Here is a 23735-nt window from a genome sequence, read left to right as displayed (position 1 = left end):
CGCTCACCTCAGATAGGAAGAGGACAGACCGTCGGAAATGACCGCCAGATCGGCCCGCAACTGCCACAGCCGCTCGGTGGTCAAGTCCGCAGGACGGGCGCAGGCGATCTCTGCCTCCAGCGGCAGGATCGCCCGCAACAGCTCGGAGGGGCGGCCATGCGCCTCGGCCGCCGGCAGATCCTCGGCCAGCTGGCGCAGGCGGCGGATCAGGAACAGCAGCGCCCGCGGATTGTCGGCATCCAGCGCCAGCAGATCGACCACGGTGTCGCGATTGGTCTCCACCCGGTAGCGGCGCTGATGGGTGATGATGCTGTCGCCCACCTCCACCGCGATATCCAGCGCCCCCTGCGGCGCATCCTCGGCGGTGAACACCGCCAGCAGCGAGGCGATCGCATCGGCGCGCTCCAGCGCCCGGCCGAAGCTGAGGAAGTTCCAGCCGGAGAACCGGTACATGTTCTCATGCACCAGCCCGGTGATCCCGGCGATCTTGCGCACCAGCACCGACATCGCCCGGGCGCAATCGTCGCCTGGCTGTGCCGTACCGGTCATCCGGCTGGCGGTCTTCAGCAGGTCGTTCAGTGCCGACCAGCCATCGGTGGAAAACCGGTCCCGCACCTTGCCGGCACAGCTCCGCGCGGCGATGATCCGGCCGATCAGCGCCTCCGGGATCGTCTGCGACAGGTCGAAGCCATAGCTCTTCAGATAGTGGCGCAGCGTCTTCAGCCGGGCGTCGTTGCGGTTGTCGGTGGCGGCGAGCCGCAGGTGATAGGCGCGGATCAGTCGGACCGCATCCTCGGTCCGCTCCAGATAGCGCCCCAGCCAATAGAGGTTATCGGCCGCCCGCGCCGGCAGGATGCCGGGGGTGGCGCGGCGGAAATCGCCTTCGGCGTTCCGGGTCCGCGCGATCCGGTGCACCGGCCGGTCGGAGACCACCCAGACATCGGCGACCGAGCCGCCGCGCTGCATCGCCAGGGCGGTGGCGTCGCCGGAGCGGCCGATCCGGGCATAGCCGCCTTGCATGAAGGTCCAGCCCTCGGCGGTGCGCGCCGCGAAGACCCGCACGGTCATCGGCCGCGGCACCACCCGGCCACCGCCGCCCTCGGGCGTCTCGCCATCGTCTTCCCAGGCCGGCGTCGTCGACAGGGTCACCGCCTCCTGGCCCACCAGCCGGTCGCCATGCTGCTCCAGCCAGGCCGCGATCGACGGTGCCCCGCCGCCGCTGTCCTCATCCCCCAGCGGCGTCGAGCCGCCCAGATCGAAAGGCAGTTCCACCGCGTCGGCGGGACCGATCAGCATGGTCTCGGCATTATCGCTGACATAGGCGCGTTCGGCCGCGCCGCCGCACCACCAGGTGGCGATATTCGGCAATTGCAGCGGCTGCCCTGTCAGCACCTCGCTGATGCGCGGCAGGAACGCCATCATCGCCCGCATTTCCAGAACGCCCGACCCCAGCGCATTGGCCATCGACAGGTTGCCGGCGCGCACCGCCTCCATCAGCCCGGGCGTGCCGATCTGCGAATTCGGGTCGAATTCCAACGGATCGGCAAAGCTGGCGTCGATGCGGCGCCAGAGCACACCCAAGGGTTTCGGCCCCTCGATGGTGCGCACCATCGCCTCGCCGTTCTCGACCAGCAGGTCCTCGCCCTCCAGCAGCATCATGCCGAGGTAGCGGGCGATATAAGTGTGTTCGTAGTAGGTGTCGTTCGACGGTCCCGGGGTCAGGATGCCACCGGTCCGCGGCCGCTCCCAGGGCGGCGCCGCCAGCGCCTCGATGGAATCGCGGAAGGTCTCGAAGAACCCCGCCAGCTTGTGAATATAGGCGCGGGGAAACCGTTCGGGGAAAATCCGCCCCGTCGCCATCCGGTTTTCCAGCGCGAAGCCCGAACCGGAGGGCGCCTGGGTGCGATCGCCCAGCACGAACCACGACCCGTCGGGCGAGCGGCCGATCTCGAACGCGAGGAAATGCAGGTAATGACCGCCGCGCGGCGTCACCCCCACCATCGGCCGCAGCCAGTGCGGCGACCGCGCCACCAGTTCCGCCGGCAGGTGATTGTCGGCCACCAGCTGCCCCGGCCCGTAGAGATCGGCCATCACCCGTTCCAGCAGATCGGCGCGCTGCGACAGGCCGGCACAGATCTGCGCCCATTCGTCTTCGTGCAGGATCACCGGGATATGGCTGAGCGGCCAGTCCCGTTCCGCCAGCGGGTCATTCGAATACTGCCGGTAGAACACCCCGGCATCGCGCAGATACTGATCGGCGCGTTCGAAACGGGCGGCGATCTCCTCCGAGGTCAGCCGCGCGAACCGATCCACGAAGCGCCGCCAGACCGGGCGCATCTGTCCGTTCTCGTCGAACAGCTCGTCGGCAACGCCGGTCAGCCGCCGGTATTCGGCGAAGATATCCGGCGGCACGGTGTCTTTCAGGGCTCCAGGCGACATGATCGGGTCTCGGGCGGCGTTTGCGGCGGCTATCGGGCGGTCAGAGCAGTCCGATGGGCCGTCTGAGGTCCAGCGTCAAGGGAAATTCCGGGTGCGGCACCTCCGGCGCGGGGACGTAATCGCCCGGCGTGTGGCCGAAGGCCTCGAACCGGGCCAGCCGCCGTGCCTCGGCCTCGTTGCCGTTGACCGGGAAGGTGTCATAGCTGCGCCCGCCGGGATGGGCGACGTGATAGGTGCAGCCGGCAATCGCCCGCCCGGTCCAGTCGTCGTAGATGTCGAAGGTCAGCGGCGCATTGACCGGCAGGGTCGGATGCAGGGCCTCGGGCGGCTGCCAGGCCTTGAACCGGACCCCGGCCACCGACACGCCGGAGGTGCCGGTACGGGCCAGCGGCATCGGGCGCCGGTTGCACATCACCCGGTAGCGGTCCTGATGCAGCGTCGTCATCTTCACCTGCAGCCTCTCGACCGAGCTGTCGGTATAGCGCACGGTGCCGCCGATGGCGCCGGTCTCGCCCAGCACATGCCAGGGCTCCAACGCCTGACGCAGCTCCAGATGCACCCCCTCGGCCTCGATCTGGCCACAGAAGGGGAAGCGGAATTCGGATTGCGCCACGAACCACTCCGGCTCCATTGCAAAGCCGTGCTGCCGGAGATCGGCCAGCACCGAGAGGAAATCCTCCCAGATGAAATGCGGCAGCATGAACCGGTCGTGCAGCACCGTGCCCCAGCGCACCGGCCGGCCTTGGACCGGCGCCTTCCAGCAGCGCGCGATGATCGCCCGCAGCAACAGCTGCTGGGCCAGCGACATGCGCGGATCGGGCGGCATCTCGAACCCGCGGAACTCCACCAGGCCCAGCCGGCCGGTGGGGCCGTCGGGGGAATAGAGCTTGTCGATGCAGATCTCGGCCCGGTGGGTGTTGCCGGTGACGTCAATCAGGATGTTCCTCAGCAGCCGGTCGGTCAGCCAGGGTGGCGGCGTCGTTCCCTGCCAGGGCGGCACGATCTGGCTCAGCGCAATTTCCAGCTCGTAAAGGCTGTCGTGGCGGGCCTCGTCGATCCGCGGCGCCTGAGAGGTCGGGCCGATGAAGAGACCGGAGAACAGATAGGACAGCGACGGATGCCGCTGCCACATCAGGATCAGCGATTTCAGCAGGTCGGGGCGGCGCAGGAAGGGGCTGTCATTCGGGGTCTCGCCGCCGACCACCACATGGTTGCCGCCGCCGGTGCCGGTGTGGCGGCCGTCGATCATGAACTTGTCGGCGCCCAGGCGCGATTGCCGCGCTTCCTCATAGATCGCCTCGGTGGTGGCGACGCAATCCTGCCAGCTGTAGGCCGGATGGATATTCACCTCGATCACGCCGGGGTCAGGGGCGACGCGGATCACGTTCAGCCGCGGGTCGTGCGGCGGGGCGTAGCCCTCGATATGAATGGGCAGGCCCAGATCTGCCGCAGTCTCCTCCGCCGTGGCCAGCAGATCGAGGTAATCCTCCAGCGTCTCGCAAGGCGGCATGAAGAGACAGAGCCGCCCCTCGCGCGGTTCGATGGCGATGGCGGTGCGCACCGCCCCCCCTTCGGGGTCGATGCCCTGGGCCATGATCTTCTGCCGTTCACCGCCGGCCGATTGTGCCTCTGACACCGGCTGCACCCGGTCGGTGTCGACCTCCGGCATCAGCGCGGCGCGTTCGGCCGCCTCTGCCGCCGCCCGCCCGGTCTCCTCCGCGGCGAGGCGGTCGATCTCCTCCTGCACCCGCTGGCGGCGTTCGGCCATCGCGACGTGGAAATCGGGCAACGCCGCCCGTTCCACCGTCGGATCGGTGGGATAGGAATAGGGATAGGCCGAGGGCGCCACATAGGGCAGCGATCCCAGCGGCAGCCGGAACCCCACCGGGCTGTCGCCGGGGATCAGGAACAGATGCCCGCGCCGACCCTTCCAGCGTTCGGACCGCCAGCGCCGGCCACTGGCCTGCGACTGCCAGGCCTGAATCGGCAGGATATAGCCCGCCGGCTCGGTCAGGCCGCGCTCGAACACCCGGGCGAAGCGGGCGCGATCCTCCGGGTTCTTCAGTTTGGAATTCTCCGGGCTGACATTCGGCGGCAGCATCGCCTCTTTCAGGATCCATTCGCCCGGATCCTCGAAAGCGGGCTGGGCGCACTCGGCCTCGACCCCGAGGTTTTCGGCGAACCTGCGCATGAAGGCGCCGGCATCCTCGGCGCTGGCCGGGGCCGGCTGCGCCTCGCGCGCGATCAGCTCGGGGTTCTTCCACACCGGTTTGCCGTCGCGCCGCCAATAAAGCGAGAAGGTCCAGCGCGGCAGGCTTTCGCCCGGATACCATTTACCCTGACCGTAGTGCAGAAAGCCGCCGGGGGCGAACCGGTCGCGCAGCCGCCGGATCAGATCGTCGGCCAGCCCGCGTTTCTGCGGCCCCACGGCGGCGGTGTTCCACTCGTCGCTTTCGAAATCGTCGATCGACACGAAGGTCGGCTCACCGCCCATGGTCAGCCGCACATCGCCTTCGGCCAGATCCGCGTCCACCTTGGCACCCAGGGCATTCAGCCGGTCCCAGGCGTCTTCGGAAAACGGCTTGGTGATGCGCGGATGCTCGGCGACCCGGGTCACCTGCATATCGAAATCGAAGCTCACCTCCGGCGTGCCCACGGCCGAGAACCCGCCGGCGATGGGGGCGGCGTTGCGGTAATGCGGCGTCGCGGCCAGCGGGATATGGCTTTCCCCGGTCAACAGGCCCGAGGTGGGATCGAGCCCGACCCAGCCGGCGCCGGGCAGGAAAACCTCGCACCAGGCGTGCAGATCGGTGAAATCGTGATCGGTGCCGGAGGGACCGTCCAGCGCCTCCAGATCCGGTTTCAGCTGGATCAGATAGCCGGAGACGAAGCGGGCGGCGAACCCGAGATGGCGCAGCACCTGCACCAGCAGCCAGCTGGAATCCCGGCAGCTGCCGGATTTCTTTTCCAGCGTCTCGTCCGGGGTCTGCACCCCGGCCTCCATCCGAATGGTGTAGTTGACGTAATCGGCGATCCGCGCGTTCAGCGCGACCAGGAAATCGACGGTCCGGGATGTCTTGAAATCGATGCTGCCGATGAACTGCGCCAGCAACGGGCCTTCCGGCTCCGGCGTGCGGTAGATCACCAGATCGTCTTTCAGATCGGCGGGATAGTCGAACGGCCAGTATTCAGCGCTTTCCTCGACGAAGAAATCGAAGGGGTTATAGACCGTCATGTCGGCGACCAGATCGACCTCGACCCGGAATTCGGTCACCGGCTCGGGAAAGACGAAGCGAGCCTGCCAGTTGCCGTAGGGGTCCTGCTGGTGATTGACGAAGTGATCCGCCGGCGTGACCTTGAGAGAATGGGAAATCACCCGGGTGCGGGAATGCGGCGCCGGACGCAGGCGGATGATCTGCGGCCCCAGCGACACCAGACGGTCGTATGTGTAATGCGTGACGTGGTGGATGGATGCGTAGATCGCCATGATGCCTCGTTCTGTCCCTTGCGCCACGCCCGCCCGCGGGGCAACGCGCCTCTCTGTCGCCTCAGAATAGAAAGCCGCCGGCGCGGGTTCCTAGGCCCAAGCTGCGCCTCAGACCTCACAGGGACATAAAAAAGCGTCAGGGTCGAACAAATTTTCGGCAGCCCGAGGATCCCCGCCGCCCCGGAGGTGCGGCGGCAGGGTCGGCGGCCCGGTCGGGCGCGGCGGTCAGCCGGCGCGGGGCACCAGCGCCAGCACCCGCAGCGGGCTGCCGGAACCTTCGTGGATTTTCAGCGGCGCGGTCATCAGGACGGCACCACGCGGCGGCAGCTGATCCAGCCCGCAGAGGCACTGCAGACCGTAGCGCCCCGCCCCGTGCAGGAAATGGTGCGCCGGCAGGGGCGGCACCAGGTGCCCCCCCTGCCCGGCATCGGTGCCGATGGTCTCGGTGCCGAAGCCGAGAATGTCGCGCTCTTCCACCAGCCATTGCATCACCTCGGCATCGGGGCCCGGGGTATGGGCGCCGTCCTCGCCCAGGTTGGCATAGGCCAGCCCGCTGCGCTTGGACCAGTCGCTGCGCATCAGCACCCAGTGACCGGCGGCGATCCTGCCGTGCTCCGCCTCCCAGGCCTCGACCCGGGCCCGGGTCAGCAGGAAGTCGGGATCGGCGGCGCATTCGGCCGAGACGTCGATGACGCAGACCGGGGCCACCATCCGCCCCACCGGGATGGTGTCGACGGTGTTGCAGGGCAGATCGCGGCCGGTGAACCAATGCACCGGCGCATCGAAATGGGTGCCAGTATGTTCGCCGAAGCTGAGGTTGTTCCAGTACCAAGATGGGCCGGAGGCGTCGTAGCGCGAGATCCGCTCGATCCGCACCGGAGCGGATTCGCCGAATTCCGGCGGCAGCACGATGACCGGGCTGTCTTCGCGCAGGGTGAAGGTGAGGTCGACCACCTCGACCGCGCCGCTGGCCAGTTCGCCGACCAGAAGCTCCAGCACGTTACTCATGTCGCTCTTCCCTTCCATCACGATTGCCCCAGTTCGCGTTCCACCGCCTTGGGATTGGCGTCGAGCCTTTCGCGCAGCTCCTGCGCCACCGGGCCGATATCGAGCTCTTCCAGCCCCTCGGTCAGCGCCTTGACGATGCCGCGCGCGAGGGCGGCACCGTTGACCTTCGGCGGGATCATGGTCTGGAACCACGGGTCCTCGGTCGGGCCGGAATAGAGGTTGATCAGCTTGACGCCGCCCTGCAGCAGCTCGGCCCGCAGCCCCTGCGAGAAGGCATGCGCCGCGGCATGGGCGGCGGACCAGCCCATATGCCCCGGCAGCGGCGCCAGCGCGTGGATCGACAGCAGGTTGACCCAGGCCGCCGCCGCCGCCGGCCCGTCGGCCCCGCGCCCGATCAGCGCCGGTGCCAGTGCCTGCGCCAGACGCATGGGACCGAAGGCGATATGCTCCATCATCTCCTGCGCCGGCAGCAGGGTGCCGGGCTGCAGCGTCTGACCGGCGCGCACCCGGTCGGCGGTGTTGATCACGATCTCCGTCGTGCCGCCATAATCGCTGGCGTAGTCGAAGACTGACCGGTCGCTGGTCAGATCGAGCGGCAGGATCTCCACCCCCTCGATCCCGTCATAAAGCGGCGCCTCGCGGAAGGGTTTCCAGGCCTCGGGCACCCCCAGCCGGATCTTGCGTGCGCCCGCCGCCTTCAGCGCCTTGACGATGGCGGGGGTGGCGAAATGGCGGGCGTCGGTGATCAGCACCCGGCGGTGCAGCGGGTGCGCGACCATCTCGCGCCACTTGGGATCGGTCATCAGGTCCACCTCCGCGGTTTTCGGCGCCGCATAGAGCACCGCCTGCCCGGCCTTGTCGAGTTTCAGGTGCATCCGCACCGCTGCGCCCACCGCGACCTCCGGATGCAGATGCGCGATCACCTGCGGCCCGTCGGCCAGCTGTACCAGCCCGACATGCCAGGGAGCGCGTTCGCGGAAGTAGGGCAGCGCCGGAACCTCGGCCTGGGTGCGCGACAGCAGCGTGCCGGCGGCAGCGGCCGGCGCCATGGCGATTTCCGTCGACAGGCAGTTGGGGCAGATGTCGCGCACCGGGAAATGCACCGTGCCGCAGGCGCGGCACCGGGGCAGCGCGAACTGCCCGCGCGCCGCCGCACGGGTCAACAGATGCGCCGCCCGGCTGCGGCCCCCCGGCGGGGTCAGCGGCAGCTCGGTCCGGACCAGCGGGTCCTTGCGCTTGGGACGTTCAAAAGGGGTCGTCATGCCATGCTCCCCTGTTCCAGGATGACCGCGCCGGAGCCCAGCCCACGGTCGTAGTTGATCATGCCGAAACCGGAGACCAGCCCCAGTTTCGCGTCCTTCACCTGCCGCGGCCCGGCCTGCCCGGTCAGTTGCCGCAGCACCTCGACGACACCCAGATGGCCGCCGGCACAGCCCGCCTGCCCGACCGAGAGCTGCCCGCCCGAGGTGTTGTGCGGGAAGCTGCCGTCGAAGGTGAACTCATGCGCGCGCACGAATTCCGGCGCCTCGCCCGGGGCGCAGAACCCCAGCCCCTCGAACTGCAGCATGCAGACGAAGGGATAATCGTCATAGGTGTTGACCACGTCGATATCGTCGGGCCGCACCCCGGCCATCGCATAGAGCGTGTCGACATCCACGCCCCAGCCGCCGCGCAGCTGGATCGGGTCCTCGGCAAAGCCGTTATAGCGTTCGATGCCGCCGGTCAGCCGGGCGAAGGCCAGCCCCTGTGCCTTTGCGGTTTCCTCGCGCATCACCAGGAATCCGTCGGCGCCGGCGCAGGGCTGGACGCAGTCGAACAGGTGGATTGGCGGCGCGATCGGCCGCGCCCCCAGATAGTCGTCGAGGCTGAGCGGTTTCTTCATCAGCGCGTTGGGATTGCGCAGTGCGTTATAGCGCATCGCCACGCAAAGCTTGCCGAAATCCTCCCGCGTGGCGCCGGTGGTCGCCATGTATTGCGCCGCCATCAGCGCGAAGGAGACATTCGGCCCGCCCGAGCTGTAGGGATAGACCCCATCCTGCGAGAACCGGCTGAAATTCTCCAGCCCGTGGCGGAAGGAATGGATACCGTTGGTCTCGCCGGCAACGCAGGCGACGATCTCGGCATCCCCCATCTGCACCGCCCGCGCCGCCCGGCGCAGCGAGGCGACCGCCCCCATGCCCCCCAGCGGCACGAAGTCGACCAGCCGCGGCGACAGGCCGAAATGCTGGGTCAGCCCCACCGCGCTGTCGGGGGCAGAGGAGAAGCTGGAATAGACGAAACCGTCGATCTCGCGGTGCGAGGCGAGCCCGGCGCCCCGGGCCAGTTCGGCCAGCGCGCGGCCGGTCCACCAGGCGGCGCCTTCCGGCGAGTAGCGGGTATAGGGCACGGTGACCGGGGTGGTGATCACCACCCCGTCATAGCCTTTGGGAGCGGCGGCCATCAGGATTGTCCTCCGGGTTTGCCAGCGGTGCGGAACCGGCCCTTTTCGCCGCGCAGGTCGATGGCGCTGCCATCCTCCACCGCAGTGGCGGCATTGGCCTTGAGCACGCCGCGCTGCAGTTTCTTGGTCGAGGTCAGCGGCAGCGCGTCGGTGAAGACCACCCAGCCCGGCAGCTTGTGATAGCTGATGTAGGGGGCCGCCGCCTCGACCAGCGCCAGGGCGGCGTCGCGGTCGCGGCCGGCCAGCGCCGCGGGCGCCGGATCGCTCAGCACGATGAAGGCCAGAACCTCCTCGCCGCGGACATCGTCGGGCGCCGGCGCCACCGCAGCGGCATAGATGCCCGGATCGCGCACCAGCGCGCTTTCGACTTCGAGCGAGGAGATATTCTCACCCGAGCGGCGCACGATGCTCTTCTTGCGGTCGACGAAATAGAACAGCCCCGCGTCGTCCCGCATCATGATGTCGCCGGTGTGGAACCAGCCGCCTTCCCAGGCCTCGGCGGTGGCCGCCTCATCGCCCAGATAGCCGGAGAAGAAGCCGCGCCGGGGATCCGCACCCCTGGCCCGCACCCAAAGCTCCCCCGGCTGGCCGGTGGCGACGTCGGCGCCGGCATCGTCCACCAGCCGCCAGTCGACGTTGCGATAGGGCTTGCCGATACATTGCTTGCCCTTCGGCAGCTCGATCCCGGCCGAGCCGATGCCGGCGGCACCGCCGGTCTCGGTCATCGCCCAGCCCTCTTCGATCCGCACGTTGTAGCGGCGCTCGAACTCCTGCTTGTTGCCGGGCTCGACCCCGGGGCTGAAGACCAGCCGCGCCTGATGCGCGGTCTCCGCCGGGTCGACCGGCAGTTTCAGCAGGATCGCCGGGATCACCCCCAGCGCGTGGACCAGCGTGGCGCCGCTGTCGGCCACCGTCGGCCACCAGGCACGGGCGTGGAACCGGTCCAGCGCGACGATACAGCCGCCTGCCTGGATCATGCCCAGGCAGGTGCAGCCCAGCGCGTTCATGTGAAACAGCGGCAAGGGCGTCAGCGCCACCTCCGCCCCCGGCGCCATCGGGCCCATCCCCTCGTCCGAGACATACCAGGCGGCGAGCGTCAGAAAATATTCGTTGGAGAGCTGGCAGGCCTTGGGCAGGCCGGAACTGCCCGAGGTGAAGAGGATGGCGCATTCCTGATCCGGGCCCGGCGTGCCCGCCTGCGGCGCGCTCAGCGCCCCGGGCGGCACGCTGTCGGGATGGGCGCGCGGCAATCCCTCGGGGCAGCCCGCGTCCAGCAAGGCATCGTAGGCCGGCAGCGCCACCACCAGATCGGAGCGGGATTTCTCCAGCTGATAGCGCAGCTCCTCCGGCTTCAGATCGGGGTTGATCGGCACGATGGTGGCGCCCAGTGCGTTCAGAGCCAGCCAGTGAAACAGCATCTCGGGCCGGTTTTCCAGGATCAGCGCCACCCGGTGGCCCCGCCCGTAGCCCGCCCCGGCATAGCGGTCGCGCAGCGCGTCGATCACCGCCGCCGCCTCGGCGTAGGTATAGCTGAACCCCTCGGGCGCATAGCTCAGATGCGCCGAGGCGGGGGCTTTCATCACCGGTTGGCCGGGATAGTCGCGCGCGCTGGCGGCGAACAGATCAAAGGGCGTTTGAGATGTCATTCGGACCTCCTGTTGCCGGGTACTCTAGGCCGGTGGCCAGCCGGTGATCCAATTCAATCCGCTTGCCCGATTGATATCATTTCGCTATCAAAAATAATGAAACTGAGCCAAATCAGGTATTTTATCGCTATAGCAGAGCTGCAGCATTTCGGCCGGGCGGCAGATCTGCTGCGCATCGCCCAGCCGGCGCTGAGCCGGCAGATGAAGCTGCTGGAAGACGAGATCGGCGTCACCCTGTTCGAGCGGTTGCCCCGTGGGGTGCGCCTTACCCCGGCGGGAGAGGTGTTCCTGACCCAGCTGAAGCCGGTGGAGGCGCGGATCGAACGGGCCGTCGCCGCCGCCCGCGCCGCCGCCTCCGGCGCGGAGGGGCAACTGTCGCTGGGGCTGATCGAGGTCTCCGCCTGGTCCGGTATTGTGCCGCAGACAATCCAGGAATTCCGCCAGAGGTTCGCCGGGGTCGAGCTGAACCTGCTGGCCATGTCCTCCGGCGAGCAGATGGCGGCGCTCCGGACCGGCAAGCTCGATGCCAGCATCATCTACAACCCCCAACCGGAACCCGGGCTGACCCTGGCGCCGCTGGCGCTGCACCGGCTGATGCTGGCGGTCCCCGCCGGCGACCCGATGGCGGACCGACCGACGGTGCGAATGGCCGATCTGGCCGGCGCGCCGCTGATCGGGTTTCGCCGCGCCTCCTCCCCGCAGATGTACGACGACGTCACCGCGGCGCTGACCGCGGCCGGCCATCGCGGCGGGTTTCACAGCGAGATGACCAATGAATCCGATATCCTGGCGTTGGTGAACTCCGGCCTCGGCATGGCCATCGTGAACGAGAACCAGCGGCTGCGGCCGCCGCCGGCGGTGCGCTTCATCCCGGTTCCCGATCTCGATGTGCGGCTGCGGCTCTGTCTGGTCTGGCCGGAGGGCGCCCCCTCTCCCACCCGGGACCGGTTCATCGATCTGATGCTGGCACGGCGCGATCCGGCCGCCGCCTGAACAATCCGTTTCACCCGGCGCGCAATCCTTGGGCTTCGCCTGCGGGGGCGCAAGGGAAAGCCGGCCTTCGGGACCGAAAACCATGGAACCCCGGCGCCGGTCGCAGGCATGCTCCGCCCGACCCCAGGATAACAGGACCATGGTGATGAACGATCAGCCGGCAGCAACGCCCCTTGCGGATCCCGGGCCCTATGCACGCAGTCTGGCAGAGCTGAGCCAGCGGGTACGGGACGATATCGCCTATCTCGGCGAGGAGACTCCGAACTGGGTGCCCGAACGGTCCGGCACCGATTGCGACGTGCTGGTGGTCGGCGGCGGCCAGAGCGGCATGGCCATCGGTTTTCTGCTGCGCCGGGCCGGGATCGCGCGGCTGCGCATCGTTGATGCCGCCCCCGAGGGCCGGGAAGGCGTCTGGCTGACCACGGCGCGGATGCGGACACTGCGCAGCACCAAGACCCTGCCCGGGCCGGAGCTGGGCATCGCCGCGCTGAGCTTTCGCGCCTGGTTCGAAACCCTCTACGGTCAGGCCGCCTATGCCGCGCTGGAGCGCGCCAGCCGGCAGGACTGGGCCGCCTATCTCAGCTGGTATCGCCAGGCCACCGGCACCCGGGTGGAAAACGACACCCGCGTCACCGCCATACGCCCCGATCCGAACGGAATCGCGGTGGAGCTGATCCGCGATGGCCAGGCCGAACGCTGCGTGACGCGGAAACTGGTGCTGGCAACCGGCATGGGCGGATCCGGACGGATGTATATCCCCGAGACGATCACCGACACGCTCGACCCGGCGCGCTATGCCCATACCGACACGGCGATCGACTTCGCCCGGCTGAAGGGCAAGCGGATCGGGGTGCTGGGCGCTGCCTCCTCGGCCTTCGACGTCGCCGCCACGGCGCTGGAACAGGGCGCCGCGCGCGCCGATCTGTTCTGCCGGCATGACGATCTGAACCGGGTCACGCCGATCAAGGGCATGGCCTATGCCGGGGTGATGGATCATTATCACGAGCTGCCCGATGCCCGGAAATGGGAGCTGATGCGCTATTTCTTTGCCCGGGCCGCGGGGCCCATCGCCGCCACCGTGCGCCGCGCCACCGCCCTGCCCGGGTTCCACCTGCACTTCGGCCAGAGCTGGCAGCGGCTTGCGCAGAATGGCGACAGCGTGGTGGTGGAGACCGAGGCCGGCCAGCATGAGTTCGACTTCATCGTCACCGGCACCGGCTATGTTCAGGAGGTGACGGAACGGCCCGAACTGGCGGTGATCGCGGGCGATATCGCGCTCTGGCGCGACCGGTTCCAGCCCGAGGACGGGGTGGATATCCCGGCGCTCTCCTCCTACCCCTACCTGGGCCCGGGGTTCGAGTTCCTCGAACGCCAGCCAGGGACGCAGCCGGTGCTGGGGAATATCCATTGCTATACCTACGGCGCAAGCCTCAGCCATGGCCGCGCGGTGGGGGAAATCGCCAGCCTGCGCCACGGTGTGCCGCGACTGGTCCAGACCATCGGTCGCGACCTGTTCCTGGCCGACTGGTCACCGCATCGCGACCGGCTGATGTCCTATGACACCCCGGACCTGACCGGCGCCGAATACGGCCGGGCGCCCGGCTGAGGCGGCGCGCCGAAGACCCCGGAAACCATAGGCCCCGGTTTTCCGTTGCAATGCCCCCTGCCGCACGAGAAGCTGACGTTGCGACAGGAGGATCAGCGCATGCGTCAGGCCAGCGAACAGACCCGGAGCCGGAGTGGGGCCAACGCCCGCCATGACTACGACGCCGCCGTTCTGACCTCGGCGGCGCTGCCTTGGCTGACCGGGCCCTCCTTCATCTCGCTCTGGCATGCCTGCGGGCTGGCGGCGCTCGGCTACCGGGTGGCCTATCTTCTGCCCTGGCTCGATGCCGCCTCGCAGGAACGGCTCTGGGGCGAGCAGCGCTTTGCCGATTTCGCCGAACAGGTGGACTGGCTGCGTGCCGAGGCCGCCGATCTGGGCTGTCCGCCGCTGCCCGAATGCCGCCCCTATCGCAGCACCTATATCGCCCGGATGAAGTCCATCGTGCCGCTGGAGGATGTGTTCCGCGCCGCGCCGCCCTGCCACAGCCTGATCGCCAGCGAGCCGGAGCATCTGTGCTGGTATCCCTTCACCCGCGGCCGCAGCCGGATCCGGGCAGAGCGGACGCTGGGCCTGTCGATGACCGATTACGAGACATACATCCGATCCTCCGACCTGCCGGCGCCGGGACGGGTGGCACAGCTGGTCTCCTACCTGCACGGGCGCGCCATCCGGCTCAGGATCGACCGGCCGCTCAGCCTGTCGCCGGCGCTGACGCTGCCGGGGGTGAGCATGCCGGTGGAACGGATCACCGGGGTGTCGCGCGGTTATGCCCGGGTTCCACCGGTCGCGCCGGAGGTGCGCGGTGTCTATTTCCTGGGCTCCTTCCTGTGGGAGAAGGGACTGGAGGATCTGGTGCGCATCGCCAAGCGCGCCGATCAGCCGCTGGACGTGATCGGCGGCGGCCGGGACGAGGCCGGCTTTCGCGATCTGGTGACCCGTGAACAGGCGCCGCTGACGCTGAAGGGGCCGAACGCCCGGTTCTGGGAAACCATCGGCGCCTATCGGGTGATGCTGAACCCCTCGAAAAGCGAGGTTCTCTGCACTGCGACCGCCGATGCGCTGGTCGCGGGCCGCCATGTGGTACTGCCCGAATGCCCGGGCAACCTGCCGTTTCACGCCTATCCCAACGCGCATTTCTATACCGATATGGAGGGCGCGGTGGCGGCGCTGCGCCGGGCCATCGCGACCGATCCCGAACCGCCGGTGGCGGCGCGGCGGGATTTCGACTGGATGGAGGCCTGCCGCCGGCTGGCCGGACTCTGCGGGCTGAGCGACACCGCTGCCGCCCCGGCCGAACCGGCTATGGCCTGAGCCGCGGCATGCAGAGATAGATCGGCTCCGGACTCAGCCGGATGCGGGCCGGCAGATGCGCCACGATATCGCCATCGGCCTGCACCGGGTCGCCGACCGGCCCGGCGATTTCCAACCCGCGCGCCTCGACCTGCTGCACCAGGTTCAGCCGGTGCAACAGCCCCAGCGGGATCGCCACGAAACGGGCGAAGACCTGCAGCGGCCGGCCGGTGGGAAACAGGGTGATCTGGAACGAGGGCGCCGCGATATCGCCCCGCGGCGCCAGAATGAAACTGCCGCCATAGCGCTTGCCCCGGCTTACCACCAGGGTGGCGGCACGATGTTCGGCCGCATCCACCGACAGGCAGATATCCTCGCAGCGCCAGCGCCGGAGCGTGCGGGTCACCTCGATCAGATAAGCCGCCTTGCCGAACCGGCTCTTGACCGAACGGCGCAGGTCGGAGACCACCTGCGCATCGAGACCGACCCCCGCCATCATCATGAAGCGGTGGCCGTTGACCTCGCCGGGGTGGATCGGCTGGATCCGCCCCTGCATCAGACAGCCGGCGATCCGCGCCGGGTCGATGCCGATGCCGATCTCATGCGCCAGTACATTGGCCGTCCCCAGCGGGATCAGGCCCAGCGGCGGCGTTCCGGGGCCGATCCCCTGCAGCGCGTCGTTCACCGTGCCGTCGCCACCGGCGACCACCAGCACATCGGCCATCGCGCGGGTGGTCTCCCGGGCGAATGCCGCCGCATCCCCGGCACTGGCGGTGGTCACGATCTCATGGCTGTGGCCCGCCGCCTCCAGCCGCGCCAGCACCGCCCGCAGCCGCTCGCGGCGTTTGGTCTTGCCGCCAGCACGGGCGTTGTGGATGATGCGGAACCGCAGTGCCCGATCCTGTGGCAGATCGGTGCACGCCCCCGGCTCCGGGCGATCGGGCCGGTCCATCAGTCCGGTCTCATCTCGGGCACCGGCGAAATCGGCCGGTGCCGCGCCGCCACCGGTTTGCGGCCGGCGGCGATCCGGTCGAGGATCGTCACGATATCGCTGCAGGAGGTATTGGACCGCCGTGCCGGACGCTCTCCCGCCGCGACGGCGAGCGCGCCGGTATAGAGCGTTTCGAACTCCTCCAGCGTGGAGAAGGCCTGCCCCAACCCCTTGTCCAGCACATGGCGCAGCACCGCCGCCTCCTGCGGCAGCGCCAGGCTCCGATCCAGCAGCACCGGCACCCCCAGCGCCAACGCCTCGCTGACGGACCCGGGACCGGGCTTGCCGATGAAAACATCACTGACGGAAAGATAGTGCGGCACCCGATCGGTGAAGCCGAGGACATGGGCCGGGTAAGGCAGATCGAGCGCGTCGATCTCCGCCGCCAGCGCCGCGTTGCGACCGCAGAGGAACACCACCTGCGCCTGCTGCGGCACCCGCGCCATCTGCCGCGCCAGATCGACCATCCGTTCACTGCCCTGCGCGCCATAGAGAACGGTCACCACCGGCCGGTCGGGATCGAGCCCCAGGGCACCGCGCTCCGCCGGGCGGGCGGCGGCAGCGGCGAACTCGGGCCGCACCAGCAGACCGCCCATGGCATGGACCCGCGGCGCCAGCCGGCGCTGCCGGCGCGCATCGGCCCGGGCCTCCTCGGTGCCACAGATGGCATGATAATCGTCGCGGTTGGGGAACCACACACCGCGCGCCAGTTCCCGCCAGTCGGTGATCAGCACCGCCCCCTCCGGCGCCGGCCCGGTGCGCAGCCCGGCGCGATAGCGCGCCAGCGCGTTCAGCAGCACCCGGTTGCTCAGCGGCATGACCGAGACGGCGATATCCGGGGCGATCTCCTCGAACCGGCGGGCCAGAAGCCGGGTCGCCGGTGCCTCGAACAGCACATAGTTCAGCTTCAGCCCGGCATAGAAGGCCCAGCAGGCCAGACGGGTGCGGCCCCGGCGCAGGATCACCTCGTTATAGACGTCCTCGCCGCTGCGGCGGCCGAACCAGGCGAAGATATCCAGATGCGGGATCACCGTCTTGTAGGGGTTGATCAGGGTCACGCGATAGCGCCCGGTCGCCTCCAGCGTCGATCTGAGCGCATGGGCGCTGGCCCGGTGGCCGCCGCCGGCATCGGTGTAGATCACAGCGACGTGCAAAGGCGTGGTCATTGGGTGTCGTTCGGCCCCTGTCTGAAAGTGGTGGGCACCAGATGCGCGCGGGTCATCGGCAGATCGTTCCTGAGCCCCTTGGTCATCAGCATGTGATAAAGTCGGTTGTCACCCCAGCTGAAGGAGGAGCTGGCAACCTCGAGATAGAGCCGGAAGCTGCGGACGAAGGTTTCGTCATACATCTCGGTGATCCGGTCGATATTGGCGTCGAAGTTCTGCATCCAATAGGCCACCGTCGGCGGGTAGTGCAGGCGCAGGTTCTCCAGATCCACCGTCTCCAGCCCGTTGTCGGCCGCGGACTGAACCATCGTGGTCAGCGGCGAGGCCTGGGTGCCGGGAAAGATGTATTTGTCGATCCAGGGATCGATCGGGCGTTCCATGTCGTTGCCGATGGTATGGACCAGCGCCAGCCCCCGCGGTTTCAGGATCTTGGCGATCCGTTCGAAGACCGGCGGAATCTGCGCATTGCCCATATGTTCCAGCATGCCGATGCTGGCGACCTTGTCGTAAATCCCATCCGCTTCGCGCGCGTCGGTCAACCGGATCTCGATCTTGTCGGACAGGCCGCGCGCGGCGATCTTGCGGATCGCATAGTCGCGCTGCTCGGCGGAGATGGTGAAGCCGACACCGGTTACCCCGTGGTGTTCGGCGGCATGCATCAGGAAGCCGCCCCAGCCGCAGCCCAGATCGGCGATATGCTCGCCCGGCTGCAACCGCAGCTTCTGGCAGATCAGCTCCATCTTGTTCCACTGCGCCTGATCAAGGCTGTCGTCGGGAGAGTTGAAATAGGCGCAGGTATAGATCATGCCCGGGCCCAGCAGCAGTTCATAGAAATCGTTACCGATATCGTAGCTGAAAGAGATATTGTCGCGTGCCCGGGCCAGGGTGTTGCGGGCGATCAGGAAGTGGATCGCCAGTTTCAGCCGCAGCATCAGTGACATCGGGCGTTCGGCGAAATCGATCTTGAAGCCGAGATAGAACAGCTTCTTGATATCGCCCTCGACCTCGATCTCGCCGGCCATATAGCTTTCGCCGAAGCCCATGAAGGCGTCCGAGATCACCCGCGACAGCGCCCTCCGGGTGTTGAAGATCAGGACGAACTCCGGATCCTCGCCGATCTTGAAGCCGGTGCCGTCCCAATAGCGCACCTCGAAGCGGGCCTCCGGCTCAGCCGCGGTCATTGCCTCGGCAAGGTCTTTGATAACGTCTTTCATGAAATGGCTCTATCTTGTGGCTAAGGCGTATGGCGGAGGGCGCGGATCAGGAACCGCGCACCGGTTTCGGGCCGCGGATCGCGGTCCGGATCGAAATGATGCTGTTGCGATAGTCGGGAGAGCTGCGTTTCAGCTCCTCATGCAGCGCGGGCAGATTGTGATAGGGCACGCCCGGATACATGTGATGAGCGGTGTGGAACCGGAAGCCGATCGGCTGGATCAGCAGCGCCAGCGGCGATTCAATGGTGAAGCTGTCCACCATCTGGTCGCGCGGGCCGGAGGCCTCGGCCAGGGCTTCCAGTTCATGCTCCAGCGGGATGCGGGCGGTGATCAGCGCCCAGCCCCCGACCATGACGGCATAGTAGAACGGCAGCGCCGACGGCAGCAGCGCCACGAACAGCACGAAGACCACCAGCGTCACCTGGGCATGACGCCTCACCTCACCCTGCTGTTCCGCCGTCAGCTCGGAGCTGAGCGAGAAGCCGAAGTTCTCCGTCGCCCAGCGGTCCAGCGCCCGTTCGAAGCGGAAGGCCCCGAGCGCGCCGGTGATCGTCATCAGCAAGTTGGTGAACGGCACGATGAAGGGGATCACCACAAGCACCATCACCATGGCGAAGGGATTGCCCCGCACCAGCGGGTATTGCGGGTCCTCCGGCGTGCCGAAGACCCCGAGGCGGTGATGTGCCAGATGCGGCAGCCCGAAGCGGATCGGCGGCACCATCACGATCACGGCGACAGTCCATGTATAGAGCGCCCGGAACAGCCTGAGGCTGGCGTGTTTGCTGTGCACCACCTCGTGACAGAAGAGCCCGGCACGATGCAGGCTGAGCACGGCCAGCACCCAGGGCAGCAGAACCCAGGGCCCGTCCGCCCCGATCCCCCAGACGAAGGAGACCGCGAAAACGGCCAGATAGGTCAGGAAGTCACGGTAATATCGGGCCGGACGGGGGACAAAAAACTTGCGATCAATCATCTGAGGCTTGGCCTTCCTGCGAGGGGCGCATGCTGTGATCCGGCGCCCGGTCTCAATCCATCATTCCCATGATTTTTATATCAGCCCGGTGTTGAAGGCTGCGACCCCCATCACATAGTGGACCAAAGTTACGCCGGCGACGTTCTGGTGGCGCATGTAGATCAGGCCGAAAACACAGCCGGTGGCGATCGTCATCAGCACTGCGGCCATGCCGAAATGCAGATGGAACATCCCGAACAGGATCGATGCCAGAAGCACCGACCATAGACCATTGGAATCGCCCAGAAATCTCTGAAACGACGACTGCAGGAAGCCGCGCGCGATGATCTCCTGCAGGGCGCTGTGCAGAAAATAGCTGAGCGTCCCGAGCAGATCGAAGGGCAGAACCTTGCCCGGCAGAGCATCAAAATGCCTCAAAATTGCGGCAACTATCCAGGTCAGCGCGAACAGGCCGACGGAAATCAGCGCGCCTTCGCTCAGCGATCGCTTCAGTCCGACGGTGGTCAGGCCCAGCGACTGCAGCGAAATCCCCATGTGCCGAATCACGAAGAAGCTCGGCACCAGCAGCACCGCCAGATACTGCCACGCGAAGATCTGCGTGTAGATATCGACGCTCAGCGTCATGCGGGCCAGCATGTTGTTCACGATGGTGCCGATGGACATCATCGTCAGCGAATAGATGAAGAAGCGGCCGAACTGCTCCTGTTCCTTGCGCAGCGCCAGTTCGCGTTGCAGCGCCTCCACATGGCCCTGTGTCGTCGCCCGCATCCGGCGGGTAACGAAGGCCGCAAGCGCGCCCTTCAGCTCCAGAAAGCCGGCCTCTCCGTCGGGCTGGGCACGCAGTGCCTCTGGCGCGATTTCCAGGATCACCCCGGCGCTCTCCGCCCGCACGGTGGCGGCGCGGGGTTCCCCGTCCAGCAACGCCATTTCGCCGAAGGGCTGGCCCGGGCCGATCTCGGCCACCCGCACCTCGGTCCCGCCGCCGGGGGCCGCGCGATAGATGCCGAACGTCCCTTCGCGGATCAGGAAGAACTCCGTGCTGGTCTCCCCCTCGGCGATGACGGTCTCGCCCGGCGCGACATGCCGCTCCTGCGAGGCGGCGCCAACGGCGCCGATCAGCCGGTCGGGCATATAGGTGGTCAGGTTGGGAATGATCTCTTTCAGCCGGTCCTTGCTGACCGCGGTGTCGACGGTCATGACCGCGCCGCCCCGCGCCCTCTGCGGAACCCGCACCCGCCGAGATAGAGCAGGATCACCGTCGGCATCAGCAGCACATGGTAGCTGCCGTACAGGCCAAGTCCCCAGAACCCGCTGCTCTGGGCCGGTATCATGCCAGAGATCCCCAGCGTCACCAGAATGCCCAGGATCATTGCCCAGGTGCCGGAATTCTGCCGCAGGTTGGCGACGCTCAGCCCCAGAAGCAGCAGCAGCCCAGCGGAATAATAGAGAATGACGGACATGAAATCGTCCGAGGTCAGGATCATTCCCAGCGGATAGAGCGCCCCGAGCGCCGCAGCCCCCATCACCATCCCCCGCCAGCGGCCCGCCAGATACTGTGCGGCGGCGGTGACGATCATCGCCAGGCTGCCGGCGACGATCACCACCCGGGTGGCGACCACCCAGCTGCGATGCGCCGGGTGCCCGATCGCCTCGTAGAACCCGTGGTCGATCATGCCCAGCAACGAGGCCAGCCCGATCAGCGCCAGCGTCGCGCCCCAGAGCCAGGCCGGAGAGCCCGCCTGCACACCGGGCCGGAAGCTGAGACCGGCAAGGAAAAACAGCTCACAGGCGAGGATCCCGTCTGTCAGCGCGGATAAAGCGAGCTCGCTAAGCATGATACCTTCCTGCTGTTCGATCCGTGTCGCGGCACGGTGGCGCCTTCTCCGGGCGGGGTGTGGATATGCGATCCATCGCCTCCGTTATGCCTCTGATCGGGATCTAATACGAGACGATTGTTCAGTCTACGGCCTTGCCATCCCGACCCCGAGATCACGGTCGTCATCGGTCAAACACGCTCAGCCTGCGGGCGCGGCGTGGCAAAGCGACGCCTGATCAACCCCTTCAGCGCCCGCTCCGCCGGCATCTCATAAAGCTTGTAGAGGAGCACCGAGGCCACCACCGTGATCCCCAGCGACACCGGGAAGAACACCGCATCCGCCGGCATGGCGCCGCGCAGGAAAAGGTTCATCAGATGCAGCATCGGCTGGTGGATCAGATAGAAGGCGAAGGACGCATTGCCCAGCAACACCAGCAGCGAGCTGGCGTAGAAACCGGTCCAGGCCGACCGCTCGGACAGATGCGCGTAGAAGAACAGCATGATCACCGGCAGGTAGAACAGCGAATAGCGAAACGGATCGGCCACCGCCGGCGCGATCCACATCGCCGCGAAGAGCAGCAGATAGGACAGCGGGATCAGCCCGGCGGGCAGGCGTTTGCCCCTCTGCCACAGATCGTGCAGCAGCATGCCGATCATGAATTCGAGGATGCGAAACCCGGGGAACACGTAGAACAGCCAATGCGAGAGCGGGTATTTTCCAAAAAACCGCGTCTCGCCCAGGAACACCTGCACCAGCAGGGCGGAGATCAGAACCACGCCCCCCAACCCCAGCGTCAGCCGCAGCAGGCGCCGCGGTGCCAGCGTCACCAGAAAGAAGAAGGCGACGTAAAAGGCCATCTCGTCCGACAGCGACCAGGACGGGGCATTGAGCGAGAAATAGTAATCCGAAACCGGCACCCAGCTTTGCAGGAAGCTGAGGTTCAGCAGCGTCTTCATCACCCCGAACGCCTCGGAATAGATCGCCTCGTTCTGGACGATCGCGAAATAGACGAAGGGCAGCCCGGTCAGGACATGCAGCGGCGTCAGCCGGGCGATCCGCAACAGGACGTAGGAGGGAAAGGAAACCTGCCCGGCCCGGATGCGACGCCCATAGGAATGGGTCAGCACGAAGCCCGAGAGCATGAAGAAGAACGACACCCCGACATAGCCCTGCTGGGCAAGTGTCCGCAGCGCCTCCGGGCTGGTGTCCCAGCGGAAATGCACGGCAAAGACCAGCAGGGCGGCGAAGAACCGAAGCCCGGTCAGTTGCTCCACCCGGCCGGTGGCGCCCTTTTGTCCTGTCATCGTCCTGCCCTTTCCCTTGGCCCGCCCTCTGCCGGGTCTAGAGCCCGGCCTGCTGCCGGACCCAGCCCCATGTCTCCTCGATCCCCGGGGCCAGCGCAGTGCGGCAGCGCCAGCCGAAGGCCTCCTGCGCCCGGGTCACGTCCAGCACCACGCGCGGCACGTCGAAACTGCGCCCGGGGCGGAACACCGGCTCGGCCTCGCGGCCGACGATACGGCCGATCACCTCCACCACCTCGCGGATCGAGGTGCCCTCACCGCTGCCGGCATTGAAGACACCGGTCTGATCGGACAGCACCGCCCGGACGCAGAGATCGGCCAGATCGCCGACATGGAGGAAATCGCGCACGACGCTGCCGTCGCCCCAGACCTCGATCGGTTCCTGGCGCGCATGACGCCACAGATAGGTGCCGATCACCCCCTGCACCCCGGTGCGCCCCTGCCGCGGCCCATAGGGGTTGGAGGCCCGCAGCGCCACATAGCTGAGCCCGTGCAGCGCCTGTTCCATATGCAGGTATTTCTCCACCGCCAGCTTGACGATGCCGTAGGAGCTGATCGGATTCAGCGGGTGATCTTCGGCAATCGGATCGCGCTGCGGCACGCCGTAGACGGTGCCGCCGGAAGAGAGAAACACCAGCCGTCTGGTGCCCTGCCGCCGCATCGCCTCAAGCAGGCGGACGGTGGGGATCAGATTTTCGGCGATATCCGCCGCCGGGTCGCTGTTGGAGGTCGCGGGCACCATGGTGCTGGCAAGATGCACCACCACATCCACCCCCTGCAGCGCCGCATCGGGCACCGGCGATCTGGTCAGATCGTGCAGCACATAGTCGACCCCCGGCAGCGCCGCGCGAAACCGTTCCGGGCTGCGGTCGAGGATCCGCAGCGACAGCCCGCGCGATCGCAGCGCATCGACGATATGCGAGCCGATGAATCCGCAGCCGCCGATGACGAGAACTTTCAAATCGTCTTCTTTCAAAATGATCCGCCAAAATGGTCTGCGGACCCGCGGGCTCGGCGCGGACCGGAGGAAAAGCCAGGGGTCTGACGCCAGCTAACCCGCTCAGGTAACCTCGCGTCAATAGCCGTGGACCGGGATGGTTTCCGCTTTCCCTACGCGGTGGCCGATCCGCACCGGAGCGCCCCGGGGAGACCCCGATTGCCGGTCCTGGATCGCGCAAAAGAAAACCGGACCGGGAAACCCCGGTCCGGCTGAGAGCACTTGGCTTGCGGTGACGCGTCTGGTCCCGATCAGAAGAACGAGAAGTCGGAGACGTCCAGATCGGCCTTGTGCACGCCCAGGAGCGTGATGGTGTTGGACGCATCCACCGTGATCACGGTGTTGGGGCCCACATCGGCGGTATGGC

The 23735-nt window shown here is 67.3% G+C and carries 17 protein-coding genes; 3 read left to right on the top strand and 14 right to left on the bottom strand.

Annotated elements, in window-relative coordinates; all coding sequences use genetic code 11:
* Positions 1-3: 3 nt before the first annotated feature.
* The 6 genes from QO033_RS06405 to QO033_RS06380 form a co-directional block, all read right to left on the bottom strand.
* Positions 4-2439, bottom strand: coding sequence for a circularly permuted type 2 ATP-grasp protein (locus QO033_RS06405; protein ID WP_284480122.1), 2436 nt, complete (start codon positions 2437-2439; stop codon positions 4-6).
* Positions 2440-2479: 40 nt separating this feature from the next.
* The gene (locus QO033_RS06400; RefSeq protein ID WP_284480121.1) at positions 2480-5926 is read right to left on the bottom strand and encodes a transglutaminase family protein; all 3447 of its coding nucleotides are present in this window, start codon (positions 5924-5926) and stop codon (positions 2480-2482) included.
* A 225-nt stretch (positions 5927-6151) separates the two neighbouring features.
* The gene (locus QO033_RS06395; RefSeq protein WP_284480120.1) at positions 6152-6934 is read right to left on the bottom strand and encodes a cyclase family protein; all 783 of its coding nucleotides are present in this window, start codon (positions 6932-6934) and stop codon (positions 6152-6154) included.
* Positions 6935-6951: 17 nt separating this feature from the next.
* The gene (locus QO033_RS06390) at positions 6952-8196 is read right to left on the bottom strand and encodes an SDR family NAD(P)-dependent oxidoreductase (RefSeq protein WP_284480119.1); all 1245 of its coding nucleotides are present in this window, start codon (positions 8194-8196) and stop codon (positions 6952-6954) included.
* A complete protein-coding gene (locus QO033_RS06385; protein WP_284480118.1) occupies positions 8193-9374 on the bottom strand; it encodes a thiolase family protein in 1182 nt (393 codons plus the stop codon). Before QO033_RS06385 ends, QO033_RS06390 begins: the two co-directional genes overlap by 4 nt.
* Positions 9374-11020: an AMP-binding protein gene (locus QO033_RS06380; protein WP_284480117.1), complete on the bottom strand. Its 1647-nt coding sequence runs from the start codon at positions 11018-11020 to the stop codon at positions 9374-9376. The genes QO033_RS06385 and QO033_RS06380 overlap by 1 nt, the downstream gene beginning before the upstream one ends.
* A 96-nt stretch (positions 11021-11116) precedes the next feature.
* On the opposite strand from QO033_RS06380, the gene QO033_RS06375 reads away from it, so the two are divergent.
* The 3 genes from QO033_RS06375 to QO033_RS06365 all read left to right on the top strand — a co-directional run bounded on the left by QO033_RS06375 (position 11117) and on the right by QO033_RS06365 (position 14930).
* Positions 11117-12013 carry a LysR family transcriptional regulator gene (locus QO033_RS06375; RefSeq protein WP_284480116.1) on the top strand — a complete coding sequence of 299 codons (897 nt, stop codon included), beginning with the start codon at positions 11117-11119 and terminating at the stop codon, positions 12011-12013.
* A gap of 145 nt (positions 12014-12158) precedes the next feature.
* The gene (locus QO033_RS06370; RefSeq protein WP_284480115.1) at positions 12159-13619 is read left to right on the top strand and encodes a SidA/IucD/PvdA family monooxygenase; all 1461 of its coding nucleotides are present in this window, start codon (positions 12159-12161) and stop codon (positions 13617-13619) included.
* A gap of 99 nt (positions 13620-13718) precedes the next feature.
* Positions 13719-14930 (top strand): hypothetical protein, encoded by a 1212-nt coding sequence (locus QO033_RS06365; RefSeq protein WP_284480114.1) that lies wholly within the window; start codon positions 13719-13721, stop codon positions 14928-14930.
* Here QO033_RS06365 and QO033_RS06360 read toward each other — a convergent pair.
* From QO033_RS06360 to QO033_RS06325, 8 genes are all read right to left on the bottom strand, one after another.
* Positions 14920-15861, bottom strand: a complete 942-nt coding sequence (locus tag QO033_RS06360; protein ID WP_284480113.1) for a diacylglycerol/lipid kinase family protein — start codon at positions 15859-15861, stop codon at positions 14920-14922. The two genes, QO033_RS06365 and QO033_RS06360, sit on opposite strands and share 11 nt — an antisense overlap.
* Positions 15861-17066, bottom strand: a complete 1206-nt coding sequence (locus QO033_RS06355; RefSeq protein ID WP_284480112.1) for a glycosyltransferase — start codon at positions 17064-17066, stop codon at positions 15861-15863. Before QO033_RS06355 ends, QO033_RS06360 begins: the two co-directional genes overlap by 1 nt.
* Positions 17063-18280, bottom strand: coding sequence for an SAM-dependent methyltransferase (locus QO033_RS06350; RefSeq protein ID WP_284480111.1), 1218 nt, complete (start codon positions 18278-18280; stop codon positions 17063-17065). Before QO033_RS06350 ends, QO033_RS06355 begins: the two co-directional genes overlap by 4 nt.
* Positions 18281-18326: 46 nt before the next feature.
* Positions 18327-19253: a fatty acid desaturase family protein gene (locus QO033_RS06345; RefSeq protein ID WP_284480110.1), complete on the bottom strand. Its 927-nt coding sequence runs from the start codon at positions 19251-19253 to the stop codon at positions 18327-18329.
* A 75-nt stretch (positions 19254-19328) separates the two neighbouring features.
* Positions 19329-20450, bottom strand: coding sequence for a cyclic nucleotide-binding domain-containing protein (locus QO033_RS06340; protein WP_284480109.1), 1122 nt, complete (start codon positions 20448-20450; stop codon positions 19329-19331).
* A complete protein-coding gene (locus QO033_RS06335) occupies positions 20447-21088 on the bottom strand; it encodes a DUF6962 family protein (RefSeq protein ID WP_284480108.1) in 642 nt (213 codons plus the stop codon). Before QO033_RS06335 ends, QO033_RS06340 begins: the two co-directional genes overlap by 4 nt.
* A 170-nt stretch (positions 21089-21258) precedes the next feature.
* The gene (locus QO033_RS06330) at positions 21259-22374 is read right to left on the bottom strand and encodes an acyltransferase family protein (protein ID WP_284480107.1); all 1116 of its coding nucleotides are present in this window, start codon (positions 22372-22374) and stop codon (positions 21259-21261) included.
* A gap of 37 nt (positions 22375-22411) precedes the next feature.
* Positions 22412-23332 carry an NAD-dependent epimerase/dehydratase family protein gene (locus QO033_RS06325; RefSeq protein ID WP_284480106.1) on the bottom strand — a complete coding sequence of 307 codons (921 nt, stop codon included), beginning with the start codon at positions 23330-23332 and terminating at the stop codon, positions 22412-22414.
* Between the last annotated feature and the right edge of the window lie 403 nt (positions 23333-23735).

The organism is Pseudodonghicola flavimaris (assembly GCF_030164425.1).
In the GTDB taxonomy this organism is placed as follows: Bacteria; Pseudomonadota; Alphaproteobacteria; order Rhodobacterales; family Rhodobacteraceae; genus Pseudodonghicola; species Pseudodonghicola flavimaris.
The sequence above is the reverse complement of the archived record's forward strand: the minus strand, read 5'-3'. Positions and strand labels throughout refer to the sequence as shown.

Bases quoted from the DNA above. Each gene is read 5' to 3' on its own strand.
- QO033_RS06405 (WP_284480122.1), bottom strand. From the start codon at position 2,439: ATGTCGCCTGGAGCCCTGAAAGACACCGTGCCGCCGGATATCTTCGCC.
- QO033_RS06400 (WP_284480121.1), bottom strand. From the start codon at position 5,926: ATGGCGATCTACGCATCCATCCACCACGTCACGCATTACACATACGAC.
- QO033_RS06395 (WP_284480120.1), bottom strand. From the start codon at position 6,934: ATGAGTAACGTGCTGGAGCTTCTGGTCGGCGAACTGGCCAGCGGCGCG.
- QO033_RS06390 (WP_284480119.1), bottom strand. From the start codon at position 8,196: ATGACGACCCCTTTTGAACGTCCCAAGCGCAAGGACCCGCTGGTCCGG.
- QO033_RS06385 (WP_284480118.1), bottom strand. From the start codon at position 9,374: ATGGCCGCCGCTCCCAAAGGCTATGACGGGGTGGTGATCACCACCCCG.
- QO033_RS06380 (WP_284480117.1), bottom strand. From the start codon at position 11,020: ATGACATCTCAAACGCCCTTTGATCTGTTCGCCGCCAGCGCGCGCGAC.
- QO033_RS06375 (WP_284480116.1), top strand. From the start codon at position 11,117: ATGAAACTGAGCCAAATCAGGTATTTTATCGCTATAGCAGAGCTGCAG.
- QO033_RS06370 (WP_284480115.1), top strand. From the start codon at position 12,159: ATGAACGATCAGCCGGCAGCAACGCCCCTTGCGGATCCCGGGCCCTAT.
- QO033_RS06365 (WP_284480114.1), top strand. From the start codon at position 13,719: ATGCGTCAGGCCAGCGAACAGACCCGGAGCCGGAGTGGGGCCAACGCC.
- QO033_RS06360 (WP_284480113.1), bottom strand. From the start codon at position 15,861: ATGGACCGGCCCGATCGCCCGGAGCCGGGGGCGTGCACCGATCTGCCA.
- QO033_RS06355 (WP_284480112.1), bottom strand. From the start codon at position 17,066: ATGACCACGCCTTTGCACGTCGCTGTGATCTACACCGATGCCGGCGGC.
- QO033_RS06350 (WP_284480111.1), bottom strand. From the start codon at position 18,280: ATGAAAGACGTTATCAAAGACCTTGCCGAGGCAATGACCGCGGCTGAG.
- QO033_RS06345 (WP_284480110.1), bottom strand. From the start codon at position 19,253: ATGATTGATCGCAAGTTTTTTGTCCCCCGTCCGGCCCGATATTACCGT.
- QO033_RS06340 (WP_284480109.1), bottom strand. From the start codon at position 20,450: ATGACCGTCGACACCGCGGTCAGCAAGGACCGGCTGAAAGAGATCATT.
- QO033_RS06335 (WP_284480108.1), bottom strand. From the start codon at position 21,088: ATGCTTAGCGAGCTCGCTTTATCCGCGCTGACAGACGGGATCCTCGCC.
- QO033_RS06330 (WP_284480107.1), bottom strand. From the start codon at position 22,374: ATGACAGGACAAAAGGGCGCCACCGGCCGGGTGGAGCAACTGACCGGG.